Annotated in this window: 13 protein-coding genes and 1 pseudogene; 7 read left to right on the top strand and 7 right to left on the bottom strand. The window is 73.7% G+C overall.

Annotated features, from left to right (window positions below; translation table 11 throughout):
• Nucleotides 1-125 precede the first annotated feature (125 nt).
• The 5 genes from HDA31_RS30515 to HDA31_RS30495 all read left to right on the top strand — a co-directional run bounded on the left by HDA31_RS30515 (nt 126) and on the right by HDA31_RS30495 (nt 5,966).
• Complete coding sequence (locus tag HDA31_RS30515) at nt 126-1,697, top strand: sugar transferase (RefSeq protein ID WP_178067940.1); 1,572 nt, start codon at nt 126-128, stop codon at nt 1,695-1,697.
• A gap of 43 nt (nt 1,698-1,740) precedes the next feature.
• Entirely contained in the window at nt 1,741-2,964 is a 1,224-nt protein-coding gene (locus HDA31_RS30510) for a sensor histidine kinase (protein ID WP_178066902.1), read from the top strand.
• Entirely contained in the window at nt 2,961-3,722 is a 762-nt protein-coding gene (locus HDA31_RS30505; protein ID WP_074478051.1) for a LytR/AlgR family response regulator transcription factor, read from the top strand. The genes HDA31_RS30510 and HDA31_RS30505 overlap by 4 nt, the downstream gene beginning before the upstream one ends.
• Before the next feature lie 233 nt (nt 3,723-3,955).
• Nucleotides 3,956-4,306 (top strand): DUF485 domain-containing protein, encoded by a 351-nt coding sequence (locus tag HDA31_RS30500; protein ID WP_043963597.1) that lies wholly within the window; start codon nt 3,956-3,958, stop codon nt 4,304-4,306.
• A 1-nt stretch (nt 4,307) separates the two neighbouring features.
• On the top strand, nt 4,308-5,966 hold the full coding sequence (locus HDA31_RS30495; protein ID WP_178066903.1) for a sodium/solute symporter: 1,659 nt from the start codon (nt 4,308-4,310) through the stop codon (nt 5,964-5,966).
• 83 nt (nt 5,967-6,049) lie between these two features.
• Here HDA31_RS30495 and HDA31_RS30490 read toward each other — a convergent pair whose 3' ends face one another.
• Both HDA31_RS30490 and HDA31_RS30485 read right to left on the bottom strand, forming a co-directional pair.
• Nucleotides 6,050-6,868: a class I SAM-dependent methyltransferase gene (locus HDA31_RS30490; RefSeq protein WP_178066904.1), complete on the bottom strand. Its 819-nt coding sequence runs from the start codon at nt 6,866-6,868 to the stop codon at nt 6,050-6,052.
• 15 nt (nt 6,869-6,883) lie between these two features.
• Nucleotides 6,884-7,285 (bottom strand): RidA family protein, encoded by a 402-nt coding sequence (locus HDA31_RS30485; protein ID WP_219824973.1) that lies wholly within the window; start codon nt 7,283-7,285, stop codon nt 6,884-6,886.
• 178 nt (nt 7,286-7,463) lie between these two features.
• Here HDA31_RS30485 and HDA31_RS30480 point away from each other — a divergent pair, with 178 nt between their 5' ends.
• Entirely contained in the window at nt 7,464-8,318 is an 855-nt protein-coding gene (locus HDA31_RS30480; protein WP_178066906.1) for an NAD(P)-dependent oxidoreductase, read from the top strand.
• 66 nt (nt 8,319-8,384) lie between these two features.
• The gene (locus tag HDA31_RS30475; RefSeq protein WP_074478065.1) at nt 8,385-9,338 is read left to right on the top strand and encodes a 3-oxoacyl-ACP synthase III family protein; all 954 of its coding nucleotides are present in this window, start codon (nt 8,385-8,387) and stop codon (nt 9,336-9,338) included.
• Nucleotides 9,339-9,913: 575 nt separating this feature from the next.
• Here HDA31_RS30475 and HDA31_RS32760 read toward each other — a convergent pair.
• The 5 genes and pseudogenes from HDA31_RS32760 to HDA31_RS30455 form a co-directional block, all read right to left on the bottom strand.
• Nucleotides 9,914-10,303: pseudogene (locus HDA31_RS32760) on the bottom strand (helix-turn-helix domain-containing protein); the annotation flags it as partial.
• A 5-nt stretch (nt 10,304-10,308) separates the two neighbouring features.
• Entirely contained in the window at nt 10,309-11,361 is a 1,053-nt protein-coding gene (locus HDA31_RS30470) for a MupA/Atu3671 family FMN-dependent luciferase-like monooxygenase (RefSeq protein WP_178066907.1), read from the bottom strand.
• A 4-nt stretch (nt 11,362-11,365) separates the two neighbouring features.
• The gene (locus HDA31_RS30465; RefSeq protein ID WP_178066908.1) at nt 11,366-12,730 is read right to left on the bottom strand and encodes an MFS transporter; all 1,365 of its coding nucleotides are present in this window, start codon (nt 12,728-12,730) and stop codon (nt 11,366-11,368) included.
• Complete coding sequence (locus HDA31_RS30460) at nt 12,727-14,286, bottom strand: AMP-binding protein (RefSeq protein ID WP_178066909.1); 1,560 nt, start codon at nt 14,284-14,286, stop codon at nt 12,727-12,729. Before HDA31_RS30460 ends, HDA31_RS30465 begins: the two co-directional genes overlap by 4 nt.
• Nucleotides 14,283-15,398 carry an HAD-IIIC family phosphatase gene (locus tag HDA31_RS30455; RefSeq protein ID WP_178066910.1) on the bottom strand — a complete coding sequence of 372 codons (1,116 nt, stop codon included), beginning with the start codon at nt 15,396-15,398 and terminating at the stop codon, nt 14,283-14,285. The genes HDA31_RS30460 and HDA31_RS30455 overlap by 4 nt, the downstream gene beginning before the upstream one ends.
• Between the last annotated feature and the right edge of the window lie 7 nt (nt 15,399-15,405).

Below are 15,405 nucleotides of genomic sequence, written 5' to 3'. Positions count from 1 at the left end.
CCACGCGGCGCACTGTGCGCGAAGTCCCTCGGGTCGACGTCCGGTGCGGGCCCCGCGTGGGAAACTGAACGGTGGGCGACCCGGGCCCTCACTGCGAGTGAGCGGCACGCGTCATGCGGGAGGACATGGGTGAGGTGACGACTAGCCTCCAGCGCCCGGTAACCAACACAGGCCGGAGCCAACTCGTGCGGCACGTCGACAGCTTCGAGATCCAGCCGCCGACACCGCCGTCCCACAACGGTGTCCCCCGGTCGGCGTGGGCGCGGGCCCGCCGGCGCGTCTCCCGCTGGCACCGCCCCTACACGGCCGCCCTGCTGTTCGTCGACTTCTTCGCCGTGGTGCTGGCCGACTGGATCGCCCAGGAGGCGTTCGGCCAGGCCCGCGCCGGTTTCTACAACGCCCAGGCGGACCCGACCTGGTTCTACACGGTCGCGTTCCTGCTGCTGCCGCTCGGCTGGCTGGTCATCCTCTGGGGCAACCGGGCCTACGACCGGCGTTACATGGGGCTCGGGCCCGACGAATTCAAGCGGGTGATCCGCGCCGGGGTGGCGGTGGCCGCCACCGTCTCGTTCATCGCGTTCGCCACCAAGACCGACCTGTCGCGGTGGTCGGTCGGTTTCGCGCTGCTCGGGGCATTGGTGCTGATCCTGCTGGGCCGCATCCTCGCCCGGTTCACCCTGCACGCGGTGCGCCGCCGGGTCGGCCAGGCCGGGCATCGGATGGTGCTCGTCGGCACCCTGCCGGAGTGCCTGGAGGTCTACACCGCGGTCACCCGCAACCCGAGCGCCGGGCTGGTCCCGGTGGCCATCCACATCACCGACGGCTACGCGGCCGCCCGGGGCATCCAGACCCCCGTCCCGGTGTACGCGGGCCGCGACGTCCTCGCCCTGGTGCGGGAGGTCGGCGGCGACACGATCGCGGTCTGCGGCTCCGCCAGCGCCGAGCCGGGCGAGCTGCGCCGGCTGGCCTGGCAGCTCGAAGGCTCCGGCGTCGACCTGGTGGTGGCCCCGCAGCTCACCGACATCGCCGGCCCCCGGGTGCACATCCGCCCCATCGAGGGGCTGCCCCTGCTGCACGTCGAGGAGCCGACCCTGTCGGGCCCGGCGCTGCTGGCCAAGAACCTGATGGACCGGGTCGCCGCCGGCCTCGGCCTGCTCCTGCTCGTGCCCGTGTTCCTGGCGATCGGGGCGGCGATCCGGCTCTCCGACCCCGGCCCGGTCTTCTTCCGCCAGCCCCGGGTCGGCCACGAGGGCCGCACGTTCCGGGTGTGGAAGTTCCGCACCATGTACGTCGACGCCGAGGACCGCCTCGCCGGCCTCGTCGACCAGAACGAGACCGACGGCATGCTGTTCAAGATGAAGCACGACCCCCGGGTCTTCCCGGTGGGCCGCTTCCTGCGGGCCTCCTCGCTCGACGAGCTGCCCCAGTTGATCAACGTGCTGTGGGGCGAGATGTCGCTGGTGGGGCCGCGTCCGCTGCCCGCCGACGACGGCGACTTCCTCGGCGACGTGCGCCGCCGGCTGCTGGTGCGGCCCGGCATGACGGGGCTGTGGCAGGTCTCCGGCCGCTCCGACCTGTCGTGGGACGAGGCCGTCCGGCTCGACCTCTACTACGTCGACAACTGGTCTCTGGCGTACGACCTGAGCATCCTGTGGCGCACGGTGGGCGTGGTGCTGGCCCGCAAGGGCGCATACTGACGCGGGGCTGGCGCGGGGCGACGGCAGCCGTCAGGATCGCGGGGTGGCTGGCAACCTCTCCGCCGTGCTCGGCGTCGTCTCCCTGGTCACCGCGCTGGGCGCCGCCCTGTACGCGGTGGTGCGGCTGCGCGCCCGCCGGGGCATCGCCACCGCCACCCAGCGGGCCACGTACGCGGTGCTGCACACCGCCGGGCTGGCCGCCGAGCCGCTGCGTACGGGCCTGAGCGCGGCGGGCGCGGCGAAGGCCGTACGCCACCTGCGGGCCCTCGTGGGCGCGGCCGGGCTGGCCCTGACGGACCGGGACGCGCTGCTCGCCCTCGACGGGCGCGGCACGCACCACGCCGACCAGCTCGTCGCGGCGGCCCGGCGGGCGGCCGACGGTGGGCGGTCGACGGTGCTGGGGGAGGCGGAGCTGCACTGCGACCGGGTCGACTGCCCGGTGCGGGGCGCGGTGGTCGCGCCGCTGCGCGCCGACGGCCGGGTGGTCGGCGCGCTGATCGCCGTCGCCGACGACCAGCCCGCCCCGGGACTGGTGCAGGCCACCCTGGAGACGGCGCACTGGGCCGGCAACCAGCTCGCCCTGGCCGAGCTGGACGCCTCCCGGGAGCGGCTGGCCCGCGCCGAGGTACGCGCGCTGCGCGCCCAGATCAGCCCGCACTTCATCTACAACGCGCTGACCGCCATCGGCTCCTTCGTGCGCACCGACCCGGAGCGGGCCCGGGAACTGATCCTGGAGTTCGCCGAGTTCACCCGCTACTCCTTCCGGGCGCACGGCGAGTTCACCACCCTCGCGGAGGAGCTGCGCTCCATCGACCGCTACCTGACCATCGAGCGGGCCCGGTTCGGCGACCGGTTGCAGGTGCGGTTGCAGATCGCCCCGGAGGTGCTGCCGGTGACCCTGCCGTTCCTCTGCCTCCAGCCGTTGGTGGAGAACGCCGTCCGGCACGGGTTGTCCCGCAAGCCCGGCCCCGGCATGGTGAGCATCGAGGCCCGCGACGCGGGTGCCGAGTGCCACATCACGGTGGAGGACGACGGAGTGGGCATGGACCCGACGACACTGACCGCCGGCATCGCGGAGCTGGCCGGGGCCGGCAGCGACCCCACCGACGACCCGGGCCAGCACGTCGGCCTGTCGAACGTCGACGAGCGGCTCCGCTCGGCCTTCGGGGACCGGTTCGGCCTGGTCGTCGAGACCGGCCTCGGCTCCGGCACGAAGGTGAGCATGCGGGTGCCGAAGTTCCACCCCGGTGTGCGGGTCGCCTCGTGACCACCCCCGGCTTCCTGCGGGTGCTCGCCGTCGACGACGAGCCGCCGGCGCTGGACGAGCTGGCGTACCACCTGCGGGCCGACCCGCGGGTGGCCCGGCTGCACACGGCGGGCGACGCCACCGAGGCACTGCGGGTGCTCCGCGACGCCGACGTGGACGTGGTCTTCCTCGACATCCGCATGCCCGGCCTCGACGGCATGGAGCTGGCCCGGGTGCTGCGCCGGTTCGCCCGGCCCCCGGCGATCGTCTTCGTCACCGCGTACGACGACGGGGCCGTGGACGCCTTCGACCTGGGCGCGACGGACTACGTGCGCAAGCCGGTGCGGGCGGAGCGGCTGGCCGAGTCGCTGCGCCGGGTCATCGGCTCCCGGGTGGTCGCCACGCACCCGGCGGCGCTGGCCCGCGCCGAGGAGGACCCGACGATCCCGATCGAGCTGGCGGGGACGACGCGGATGCTGCCCCGGTCGGCGGTGCGCTGGGTGGAGGCGCAGGGCGACTACGCCCGGCTGCACACCGCCGACGGCTCGCACCTGGTGCGGGTGTCGCTGGCCACCCTCGCCGAGCGCTGGGCGGACGCCGGGTTCGTCCGCATCCACCGGTCGTACCTGGTGCAGCTCAAGCTCATCGCCGAGCTGCGGCTGGTCAACTCCGGCTACGTGGTGGTGGTCGACTCGACGGAGCTGCCGGTGAGCCGCCGGCACACCCGGGAGCTGAAGGACAAGCTGGTCCGCGCCGCCAAGCAGGACTGGAACCGCTGACGCGGTCTGGTCGGCCAGGTTGTCCACAGCGCGCGTCCACCAAGTTATCCACCGGGTTATCCACAGGTGTGGAGAGTTCTCCACAGGTTGTGCACAGCGCAGTGTCTTGACATTCCCACCGATCGGGCCAGACTGCCGGGGTGGCCGCACCCGACGACCCCGTACCGTCGCCCCGGTCGACCGCCCGGGACGAGGCACCGGGCGGCGCGCCGACCGCGCCCGGCCGGACCCGGATCGTGCTGGCCGAGGTGTCCCGCCGGGAACCCGACGCCGACCGGGCCCGCGCCGAGCTGGCCCAGCAGACCCGGGTCGGCGAGGCGCTGGTCCGGGGCCTGGTGCGGGCCCAGCTCGCCCTGGCGCTGCGGCTGAGCCTGGTGGTGCTGATCGGCCTGGGCGGCCTGCCCTGGCTGTTCGCCATCGCGCCCTCGGTCGGCCGGGTCACCGTATTCGGGATCAACCTGCCGTGGCTGCTGCTGGGGCTGGTCTCCTTCCCGTTCCTCATCGCCGTCGGCTGGGCGTACGTGTGGCTCGCCGAACGCAACGAGCAGGACTTCACCGACCTGGTCCAGCGGCCGGAGCGCTGAGATGGGCAACGGGTACGTCGTCCCCGCGATCGTCGCGGTCACCCTGGTCACGGTCGGCATCGGCTTCTACGGGCTGCGGCTGGCCCGGACCACCTCCGACTTCCTCGTCGCCTCCCGCTCGGTCAGCCCCACCTGGAACGCCGCCGCGATCGGCGGGGAGTACCTGTCGGCGGCGAGCTTCCTCGGCGTGGCCGGGCTGATCCTCAAGTACGGCGTCGACGTGCTCTGGTATCCCGTCGGCTTCGCCGCCGGCTACCTGGCCCTGCTGCTGTTCGTGGCCGCGCCGCTGCGCCGCTCCGGGGCGTTCACCCTGCCGGACTTCTGCGAGGTGCGGCTCGGGTCGCGGCGGCTGCGTACCCTCGCCACCGCGTTCGTGATCTTCATCGGCTGGCTGTACCTGGTGCCGCAGCTCCAGGGGGCGGGGCTGACCCTGGCCACGCTGACCGGGGCGGCGTACCCGGTCGGGGCGCTCGTGGTGGCGGCGGTGGTCACCGCGAACGTGGCGCTGGGCGGAATGCGGGCCATCACCTTCGTCCAGGCGTTCCAGTACTGGCTGAAGCTGACCGCGCTCGCCGTACCCGCGATCTTCCTGGTGTTGCAGTGGCAGGCCGACGCCCGCCCGGCGGTGACCCCGCCCGACGGGCCGACGTTCCGCACCGCGACCACCGTCGTGGTCGAGCACCGCGCGACCCTCACCCTCCCCGACGGCGACATCCGCGAGGTACGCCCCGGCGACCGGCTCGACTTCGCCGCCGGTGACCCGGTGCCGCAGGTCTCCGGCACGGCCACCGACGCGGCGGACTGGCTGCTGCCCAGCACCGCCGGGGACGACGACCGGGGGCTGTTCGCCACCTACTCGCTGATCCTGGCCACGTTCCTGGGCACCATGGGGCTGCCGCACGTGCTGGTGCGGTTCTACACCAACCCCGACGGGGCGGCGGCCCGGCGCACCACGCTGGTGGTGCTGGCCCTGGTCGGCGTGTTCTACCTGCTGCCCACCCTGTACGGGGTGCTGGGCCGCATCTACACCCCGCAGCTGCTGGTGACCGGGCAGACCGACGCGGTGGTGGTGCTGCTGCCCGGCGCGGCGCTCGGCGACGGGTCGACCGGCCGGCTGCTCGCCGCGCTGGTCGCCGCCGGGGCGTTCGCCGCGTTCCTGTCGACGTCGTCCGGGCTGCTCACCAGCGTCGCCGGGGTGATCTCCACGGACGTGTTGGGGCGCGGGTCGGTGCGCGGCTTCCGGCTGGCCACGGTCATCGCGGGCGGGGTGCCGGCGGTGCTCGCGCTCAACGTCTCGGGGATGGACGTCTCCCAGGTCGTCGGGCTGGCCTTCGCGGTCGCCGCGTCCAGCTTCTGCCCGCTCCTGGTGCTCGGCATCTGGTGGCGGGGGCTGACCGACGTGGGGGCCGCCGCCGGGGTGCTGGCCGGCGGCGGGGCGGCGATCGGGGCGGTGCTGGTCACGGTGCTCGGCCCGCCGCTGTCCGGCTGGCCGGCGACGCTCACCGCGCAGCCGGCGGCCTGGACGGTGCCGCTCGCGTTCACGGTGATGATCGCGGTGTCGGTGGCGTCCCGGCGGCGGCTGCCGGCCGACGTGGCCGGCACCATGCTGCGCCTGCACTCCCCCGAGGCGCTCCGCTCCGAAGGAAGGGCCCCTTCTTAACGCATACGGTAGAGAAGGGTTCCCCTCTCACGCGCCAGGGCGAGGTGGGCGGGGGCTCGGGGGCGTTGGCTGAGGACGGGCGGTCAGAAGAGGTGGGCCTGTTGTTCGGCGGCCTCGCGCAGCGCCGCCGAGTATTTCACCGTGCCGCCGGAGGCGCCGTAGTCGAGGCGGCGGGCCCCGCTCGTGCGGCGGAGCATCGTCACGCTGTTCTGCGTCAACTTGTGCGGCTCCAGCAGATTGACCATCTCCAGTTCACCTGGATTGGACTGCTGGAACCGGCGCAGGTAGCGCAGAATCGCCTCCCCTTCGGGATAGGTCATCAGGTAATGCATCAACAACACGCCGCCGTCGGGGTTGATGCGCTCCCAGAAGTGCTCGAAGAAATAGAGGCACTCCCAGGCGTCGACCCAGGCGAAGTCGATGACGTCGTAGTCGGCCGGCAGTTTGTCGCCGCACTCCCGCACATCGGAGTTGACCACGGTGACCAATTCGTCGACGGACAGCTCCCGGAGCACCTCCAGCACCCGGCCGGCGGACGAGAACGGGTTGGACAGGTCGTCGACGGCGACCAGGCGGGGCTCGTAGGGCCGGAGGTGGAAGGCCGGCGCGGCCAGCGCCGGCTCCTCGTTGAGCCACTCGTCGTGCAGCCCGCCCGCGAGGTGCCGCCCGGTCTTCGCCGCGAGCGCGGGAGCCTCGGCGGCGACCTGCTCGCGCACGTCGGCGAGGGCCGCGACGAGGAACGGGGTGGTGTAGCCCATGCCCACCTCGAGCACCCGGGCCGGTCGCAGCAGGTGAACCAGGTTGACCAGCAGCGGGGCGACCACGTCGGTGCCCATCTCCGGCACCCGCAGGCCGGTGACGACGCGCTGGAACTCCGGGCTGACGGTGCGGTCCACGCGCATGGAGGCCCCCGCCGCTCAGCCGGCGGCGACGACGGCGGTGACCTCGATCTCGATCAGCGCGTCGTCGCGGAACAGCTTCGACACCTCGACCGTCGTGCTGGTCGGCAGGTCGCCGGTGAAGTACTTCCCGCGCACCGCCGCGTACTCCGCGCGGTGGGCCATGTCGGTGAGGTACGTCCGGATGTTGATCACGTTGGCAAAGGTCGCGCCGTGCGCTGCCAGCAGCTGCCCGATGATCTCCAGGGTGCGCTCGGCCTGCGCCGTCATGTCGCCCGGCCCGACGATCTCGCGGTTGTCGTCGTCGAGGGCGACCTGACCCGAGAGGACGAGCAGCGTGGTGTCACCGAGGCGCACCTCGGCGACCTGGGAGTAGGGCCCCGCCGGGGCGGGCGCTCCGCTCGGGTTCACCAGTCTCATCTGCATTGTCTGCTACCTCGCACCGGGATCCGGAGAAACACCTTCGCCAACCTACGGACGCCGGGGACGTTACCACAATCAGCGGTGGACGCCATTCCCCGACAGAGGCGGTGAGTCACAAGTAGTCGCAATAATTGCGGCGTTGTCGCGTCGTCGGACCGACGGTTACACTTCCGCAATGCAGCTCCGAATCGCATTCCTCGGGCTCGGCCGGATGGGCCTGCCCATGGCGATCCGGCTGGCCCGCGCGGGTCACGACGTCGCCGTCTGGAACCGGACCGCCGGCCGGGCGGCGGAGGCCGTCGCCGCCGGTGCCCACGGTGCTGCCAGCGCTCAGGAGGCGGTCGCCGGGCGACCGCTCGTGGTCACGATGCTCAGCGACCCCGACGCGGTGCTCGGCCTCCTCGACGGGCTCGTCCTCGACCCGGGCGCGACCCTGGTCGAGATGTCCACCATCGGGCCGGACGCGGTCGCCGAGCTGCGCAAGCGGCTGCCCGCGGAGGTGGCGTTGGTCGACGCCCCGGTGCTGGGCAGCGTTCCCCAAGCGGAGAGCGGCGCGCTGCACATCTTCGCCGGCGGGACGGCGGAGGACGTGGCCCGTTGCGCGCCGGCGCTGTCCGCGCTGGGCACCGTGGAACACGTCGGCCCCCTAGGCGACGGGGCCGCCGTCAAGCTCGTGGTCAACGTCGCCACCATCAACTCGGCCGTGCTCCTCGGCGAGGCGCTGGGCCTGGCGGCCCGGCTGGGCATCGCCCGGGAGGCCGCCTTCGACGCGCTCGGCCGCACCACGCTGGGCCCGATCGCCGGGGTGATGCGGCCCCGGGTGGCCGCCTCCCACCAGCCGACGCTCTTCTCGTTGGGGCACGCCGAGAAGGACCTGCGCCTGGCCGTGGCGGCCGGGGCCCGCCCCGACGGGGTGATCGTGGCCGCCCGGCGCGCTCTGGCCGAGGCACACGCCACCGGCCTCGGCGACGAGGACGTGAGCGCGATCGTCCGGGCCCTCGCCGACGGGGGCAGCAGCCAGTCGGGTTGAGGCCGGGGGCCGCCCTGCGCGGCCGGGCCGAGGCCGGAGGAACGCGTCGAGCGGGAGGAGCGAGGCATGGCGGCGATCGTCGACTTCGAGGTGCGGCTGCCCTCCGGGCAGGCCGACGTGCGGGACATGCAGCAGGCTTCCGGGCTGGCGCTGGCCGAGATCCTGGAGATCACCCACACCGAGCGGTTCCCCGTCCTCGACGAGTACGAGACCGCATGGGAGCTCGCCACCGAGGCCGCCGGCACGGTGCTCAAGCGCAGCGGCGTCTCGCCGGCCGACGTCGACCTGGTGCTCTACGCCGGCTCCGGCGAGTGGGACCGGCCGTTCTGGTCACCGGCGGCGAAGGTCGCCGCCGAACTGGGCATCGAGCGGGCGCACTGCTTCGAGGTGTCCAACTTCTGCAACGCGGCGATGACGGCGGTGCAGCTCGCCGCCGACAAGATCACCCTCGGTCGCGCCCGGCACGCCCTGGTCCTCGTCGGCGACCGGCTGAGCCAACTGGTCGACTACCACGACCCCGACTCGAAGATGCTGTTCAACTTCGGCGACGCCCCCGCCGCCGTTCTCGTCGGCCGCGACGGGCCGCTCGAACTGCTGCACTCGCAGATGCGCACCGAGCCGGAGTGGGCCGACTACTACTCCGGCGACATCGAGGACGACCGCATTCTCATGCGTCGGCGCGGACACCGCCGAGGGCTCGGCGACGCGTACCTGCGCAACTTCGTGGAGCTGACCAACGACACGCTGTCGACCCTGGACCTGGCCCCGGCGGACGTGCGCTACTTCCTCATCAACCAGGGCGACCGCAACATGCACGAGCGGGTCCTCGGGGCGTTGGGCGTGCCACCGGAACGGTCCGTGTTCAACTACCACCGCTACGGGCACATGGGCGGCTCGGACCCGTTCCTCGCCCTCGCCGAGCTGATGGACGAGGGTCGGCTCTCCCCGGGGGACGTGGTGCTGGTGGCGAGCAGCGGGATGGGCTTCTCCTGGGGCGTGACCGCGCTGCGCCGCCGTTGAACGTCGGGGGCCGGCCGGCCCGCCCACCGGTCCAGCAGCCGCTGCCAGCTCTGGGCCACCGGCACCGGATGCAGGTGGAACCGGGGGTGCGCGCCGAGCCAGGCCCGCACCGCCGGGTGCCCGCGTGCCGTCCGCCCGATGCAGGCGACGTGCACCTCCCACTCGGGTGGCAGGCGCGCGTCGAGCGCGGCGAGGAAGTCGAGCACCTCCCCGACGGCCCCGCCGGGCGTCAGGCCGGTCGGATCGGGGCCGGTCGGATCGGGGCCGGTCGGATCGGGGCCGGTCGGAGCGGGGCCGGTCGGAGCGGGGCCGGTCGGGGCCGGGCCGGTCGGAGCGAGGCCGGTCGGAACCGGGCCGGTCGGAGCGAGGCCGGTCGGGGCCACGGAGCGGGGGCCGGAGGGCGGGCCCGGCTGGCCCGGCCCGACCGGCTCCGTCGCCAGCGCCAGGATCCGGTCGCCCGCCGCGGTCCGCAGCCCGGCGACCAGGCGTACCGTCGCCGCGAAGCGCGGATCCTGGAACAGCCGCCAGGTGGCGACCTGGTGGGGCCGCAGGCCCGCCGCCCGCCAGAGCCGGGAGACCGCGGTCTGGTTGAGCCCCACCGCCGCCGCCATGGCGCGGGTCGACCAGAGCCCGGCCCCGGCCGGGGGCGCCGTCTGGAGCGTCCGGGCCAGCACGGCGTCGGCCTGCGCCGCCGTGATCCGCCGGCCGGCCCCCGACCGTGGCCCGTCGAGCAGACCGGCGAGCCGCCGGTCGACGAAGCGGGCCCGCCACTTGCCCGCCGTGTGCGGCCCCACCTCCAGCTTCGTGGCGACGTCCCGGTTGGACAGCCCCTCCGCGCTGGCCAGCACGATCCGGGCCCGCAGGGCGAGGCGGCCACCGCCCGTCCACGCCGCCCACTCCTCCAGCGTGCGGCGCTCGCCCCCGGAGAGGACCAGCTCGGCCTTCGGTCGCCCCCGCGCGGCCATGCCGGTCAGCCGTCGGCGGAGGCGAACCGCAGCCGCAGCTCGTTGAGCTGGTCCAGCCCGGCCAGCACCGTCTTGTCCGGCAGCCCGAAGTCGATCAGGCAGGCCACCTCGTCCACCCCGATCTCCCGCAGCCGGTCCGCCACGCCGTACGCCTTGTCGACCGTGCCCAGCAGGCCCCCCTCGTCGAAGTAGCGCTGGAACGACCGCTCGACCAGGAAGTCGAGCTCCTCGGGGGGCAGCCGGGACGGGTCGATGCTGCGCTTGCCGTCCATCCTGGACCCGAGGATCAGGTGCAGCGAGCTGCGGATGTAGTCGCTCAACGCGGGGCGTACGAGGTCCCGCGTCTCGTCCTCGTCGTCGCCGAGGTGGGTGTGCACCATGAGGGCCACGTGCCCCGGCCAGCCGCCGGGCCGGGCCGCGGCGGCCTCCCGGTAGACCGCGATCTTCGCGGCCAGCTCGTCGAGGTCCTGGCCGAGCAGGTGGGTCAGCAGGCCCGCGCCGAGCTCGCCGGCGGTGCGGAAGGTCTCCACCGCGCCGCCGCTGGTCAGCCAGATGGGCAGCTCCGCCTGCACCGGCGGCGGGAAGACGCGTACCTGCCGGGCCTCCCCGACCCCGTCGGTGGCGGTGATCGACTCGCCCCGCCACAGCGCGCGGACCTGCTCGGCGTACTCGGCCAGGAGGGCGCGGCGGTCGGCGTACGTCTCCGGGCGGAGCACGAAGTCGGCGGCGTGCCAGCCGGAGGCGAGGGACACGCCGACCCGCCCGTTGGAGAGGTTGTCCACCATGGCCCACTCCTCCGCGATGCGCAGCGGGTGGTGCAGCGGCGCGACGACGCTGCCCGCGCGGATCGCCACCCGGCTGGTCACCGCCGCGACCGCCGCGCTGGTGACCGACGGGTTCGGGTAGAGGCCGCCGAACGGGTGGAAGTGGCGCTCCGGCGTCCAGACGGCGGCGAAGTCGTTGGCGTCGGCGAACCGGGCGCCCTCCAGCAGCACGCGGTACCGGTCGTGCTGGCCGAGCCGGCTGTCGTTGGCGAAGTAGAAGAGGCTGAAGTCCATCCGGTCAGCTCCTGTCGGTCGAGAGGGGATCACCGGCCGCCCCGTCGCCGGCCACCGTCGCCGACTCGCCCGCCGTCGGCTCGTCCGTCGCCGGCCTGGTCTCGGGCACCTTCGCCGGCTCGTCCGGCGCGGAGAAGCCGCTGCGGGTCGGGTCCTTGCGCGCCGCGCGCACCACGACGGGGGCGAGCAGGCCGGCGGCGCACATGACCGCGCCGAAGACGAGCCAGCCGGACCAGCCGAAGCCGATGATGAGCACGGTCGCGGCGAACGGGGTGATGGTGGAGCCGAGCTGCGTGGACATGCCGAACAGCCCCTGGTACTGGCCGTGGCTGCCCTCGGGGGCCAGCCCGTACGCCAGGGACCACGCCCCCGAGCTGTGCAGCATCTCGCCGAGCACGTGCACGAGGGCGCCGGCGAGCAGGGCCGCCACCGCGGCCCAGACGGGCAGGCCACCGGCGAGGGCGAAGAGCACGCAGCACGCGGCGAGCACCAGCCCGGCCCGTTGCCAGGCCCACGCGCCACCGTCGAGGCGTTCCGCTCCCCGGCTGACGCGTACCTGTAGCAGCACCACGCAGATCGTGTTGATCACGAGGATGACGGGGTAGATCGCGGTGGGGGCCTCGGTGCGTTGCGCGATCCAGATGGGCAGCGCCACGGTCAGCAGCGGCCCGTTCATCACCAGCAGCGCGTTGAGCACGACGAACGCCGCGTACGGCCGGTCCCGCAGCACGACGAGGCTGGGCTGCGCCTCGGTGTTGCGGGTCGGCGGCACGACCGGCACCCGCAGGTAGGCCAGGCCGGCGACCGCGAACAGCGCACCCGCGAGGAGCAGTAGCGCCCGGTAGCCCGCCTGGGAGTCGAAGTAGAGCCCGATCCCGCCGATCACCGCGCCGAGGGTGACGCCCAGGTTGGCCACGGCGCGGAAGTAGGACCAGGCCCGGACCCGTTCCTCCGGCGGCACCACGCCGGCGACCAGCGCCCCCCGGGACGCGTCGGTGGCGGACTCGCCGGCCAGCACGAGACAGGCGACGGCGGTGAGCCACCAGAAGCTGGTGGCGAAGGCGTAGCCGCAGGTGACCAGCCCGAGCGCGAGCATGGCGAGCACGGTGGCGTTGCGCGGTCCGAAGATGTCGGCGGCGTGACCCGCCGGCACCGCGACCAGCATGCCGACCGCCGCCCCGATGGTCAGCGCCAGGCCGACCCTGGTGGCCGAGATCCCGATCGACGTGGTGAAGTACAGCACGCTTACCGACATGATGATGCCGTGCGCGGCGGTCTTGGCCAGGTTGCTCAGCGACACCACCCGCACCACGCCCGCGGGCGGGACGAGTTCGGCCGTCACGGCACGCAGCCGGGCGGTCGCCGTCACGCCGGGCCCGCCGTCGCCAGTTCCGCCACGGAGTCCCGCAGCACCCCCCGGTCGATCTTGCCGTTGGCGTTCAGCGGCATGGCGGCCAGGTGGTTGAGCACCCGGGGCACCATGTGCAGCGGCACCTGCCGGCGCAGCCAGCGCCGCAACTGCGGCGCCTCCTCGCCCGTGTAGAAGCCGATCAATTCCGTCTCTCCTGTCCGGTTGACCGCGACGACGACGGCCTGGGTCACGCCGTAGTGCCGGCGCAGCGCCGCCTCGATCTCACCGAGCTCGATGCGGTACCCGCGCACCTTCACCTGGTTGTCCAACCGGCCGAGGTGGACGAGGTTGCCGTCCTCGATGCGGACCCGGTCCCCGGTGCGGTAGTAGTGCTCGTCGGTGAGGCCGCCGCCTTCGTACGGTTCGGCGCCGTCGGGACCATACGTCAAGAATCGGCCGACATCGTCGCCGGAGTCCAGGTATCCGACGAACCTCTGCACCCCGCGCACGCACAGCTCGCCCTCCTCGGCGGCGCGGCCGTCCGCGCCGACGATCACGTGGTCGAGGAAGTCGTAGACCGGCCCGATCGGCACGGTGTCGTTGGAGGTCGCCGGCCACCGCAGCGGGTCGAGGTCCAGCCGGAACTCGGTGCAGGCCACGGTCAGCTCGGTCGGCCCGTACACGTTGGTGACGACGGCCCCCGGGGCGATCTCCTGCCACCGTTCGGCCTGCCGGTAGGTGAGCGGCTCGCCGATGAAGATGCTGTACCGCAGGTCGGTGACCTGCCCGGTGGGCAGGGTGCCCAGCTCGTCACCGACCGAGACCACCGACGGCACGGAGAACCAGTGCGTGATCCGCCGGTCCCGCAGGTAGTCCACGGGGTTGAGCAGCTCCGCGCGGCGGGGCACGGCCAGGGTCGCGCCGCCGGCCCAGGTCACGAAGAGGTCGAACACCGACGGGTCGAAGGTGAGGTCGAAGGTGTGGGACACCCGCGCCCCCGGGCCCACGGCGAAGCGGTCGACGTTGTGGCGGACGTACGCCACCGCCGCGCGCTGCGGGACCGGCACCCCCTTGGGCCGCCCGGTCGACCCGGAGGTGAACAGGACGTAGGCCACGTCGTCCGGGCCGCCGTGGTAGCCGGCGAGGCCGACGCCGGTGCCGGCGAGCGCGCGGACCCGGTCGTCGTCGAGCGCGAGCACCGTCGGGGCGGCGTCGCCGAGGCCGTCGGCGAGTTGCGGCGCGCCGGACTCGTCGGCGACCAGCACGTCCACGCGGGCGAGGTCGCACACCCGCCGGTTGCGCAACACCGGGTAGCCCGGGTTGAGGGGGGTCACCGCCGCGCCGAGGCGCTGCGCGGCGAGGTAGCCGGCGAAGGCGGTGACGCTGCGCTGGGCGAGCAGCGCCACCCGGGCCGGCACGCCGCCGTGCCGGGCGACGATCTCCCCGGCCAGCGCGAGGGCGTGGCGGTGCAGGTCCGCGTAGGACACCTCGTCGCCCTCGACCTCCAGCGCGATCGCGTCCGGGTAGCGGTCGGCGGAGGCGGCGAACAGCTCGTAGAGGGTCGTCCCGGTCATGCCGGCACCACCTCCGACCAGTCCCGCAGCCCGGTGTCGGCGTCGTCGAGCGCCGGGGCGCGCAGCCGCAGCGACGTCGGCCCGCAGGTGCGCTCGGGCCGCAGGTGCAGCAGTTGCACCCCCTCCTCGCCCGCCGGGCCCACGTCGGCCAGGCAGTCGCACCCGTCGTCGGCGAAGCCGGCGAACCGGTAGGCGACCTCCATGATCCGGTTGCGGTTCGTCGGCCGGAAGTCCGCGGCGAGGTGCACGCCGGCCCGCGCCGCCTGGTCACCGATCCAGCGCAGGATGATCGCGCCCGCGCCGAAGGACACCACCCGGCAGGAGGTGGCGAGCAGCTTCAGGTGCCACACGCCCGGGTGCCGGGCCAGCAGCGCCACCCCGACCGCGCCGTGCGGGCCGAACCGGTCGGTCATGCTGACCACCAGCACCTCGTGCCGCGGGTCGTCGAGCAGGCCGCGCAGGGTCGCGTCGGAGTAGTGCACGCCGGTGGCGTTCATCTGGCTGGTGCGCAGGGTCAGCTCCTCCAGGCGGGAGATGTCCTCGTCCCGCGCCCGGTCGATGACCATCTCCAGCTCCAGGCTGCGCAGGAACTCCTCGTCCGGGCCCTGGAAACCCTCCCGCGCGGTGTCCCGGCGGAACTTCGCCTGGTACATCTGCCGGCGGCGGCGGGAGTCCACCGTGACGGCCGCCGGGCTGAACTCGGGCAGGCCGGTCAGCGTCCCGGCCTGGTCGGCCCGGTAGCACCGGACCTCGGGCAGCTGGTGGCCGATCTCGGCCAGCTCGGTCGGCTGGTCGTCGATGAACGCGATCGTGTTCAGGGCGAACTGGAGCTCGTCGGCGATCGCCCGGATCGAGTCGGGCTTGCGCCCCCAGCCGATCTGCGGGACGACGAAGTAGTCGGCCACGCCGAGTTCCACCAGCCGGGCCCACGCGTGCTCGTGGTCGTTGCGGCTGGCGACCGACTGGAGGATCCCCCGGGCGTCCAGGGTGGCGATGACCTCCCGCACCTCGTCGGGCAGGGTCACCTCGCCGTCCTCCAGCAGCGTGCCCCGCCACAGGGTGTTGTCCAGGTCCCAGACGAGACACTTCACCGTCGGTGGAGTCTGGCTCACGGTCGTT

Source organism: Micromonospora carbonacea (genome assembly GCF_014205165.1).
GTDB classification, from domain to species: Bacteria; Actinomycetota; Actinomycetes; order Mycobacteriales; family Micromonosporaceae; genus Micromonospora; species Micromonospora carbonacea.
This window is presented reverse-complemented; position numbering and strand designations above follow the sequence as displayed.

Excerpts from the sequence above, each read along its gene's own strand:
- HDA31_RS30515 (WP_178067940.1), top strand. The coding sequence starts at position 126 with ATGGGTGAGGTGACGACTAGCCTCCAGCGCCCGGTAACCAACACAGGC.
- HDA31_RS30495 (WP_178066903.1), top strand. The coding sequence starts at position 4,308 with ATGGGCAACGGGTACGTCGTCCCCGCGATCGTCGCGGTCACCCTGGTC.
- HDA31_RS30490 (WP_178066904.1), bottom strand. The coding sequence starts at position 6,868 with ATGCGCGTGGACCGCACCGTCAGCCCGGAGTTCCAGCGCGTCGTCACC.
- HDA31_RS30485 (WP_219824973.1), bottom strand. The coding sequence starts at position 7,285 with ATGAGACTGGTGAACCCGAGCGGAGCGCCCGCCCCGGCGGGGCCCTAC.
- HDA31_RS30480 (WP_178066906.1), top strand. The coding sequence starts at position 7,464 with ATGCAGCTCCGAATCGCATTCCTCGGGCTCGGCCGGATGGGCCTGCCC.
- HDA31_RS30475 (WP_074478065.1), top strand. The coding sequence starts at position 8,385 with ATGGCGGCGATCGTCGACTTCGAGGTGCGGCTGCCCTCCGGGCAGGCC.
- HDA31_RS30470 (WP_178066907.1), bottom strand. The coding sequence starts at position 11,361 with ATGGACTTCAGCCTCTTCTACTTCGCCAACGACAGCCGGCTCGGCCAG.
- HDA31_RS30460 (WP_178066909.1), bottom strand. The coding sequence starts at position 14,286 with ATGACCGGGACGACCCTCTACGAGCTGTTCGCCGCCTCCGCCGACCGC.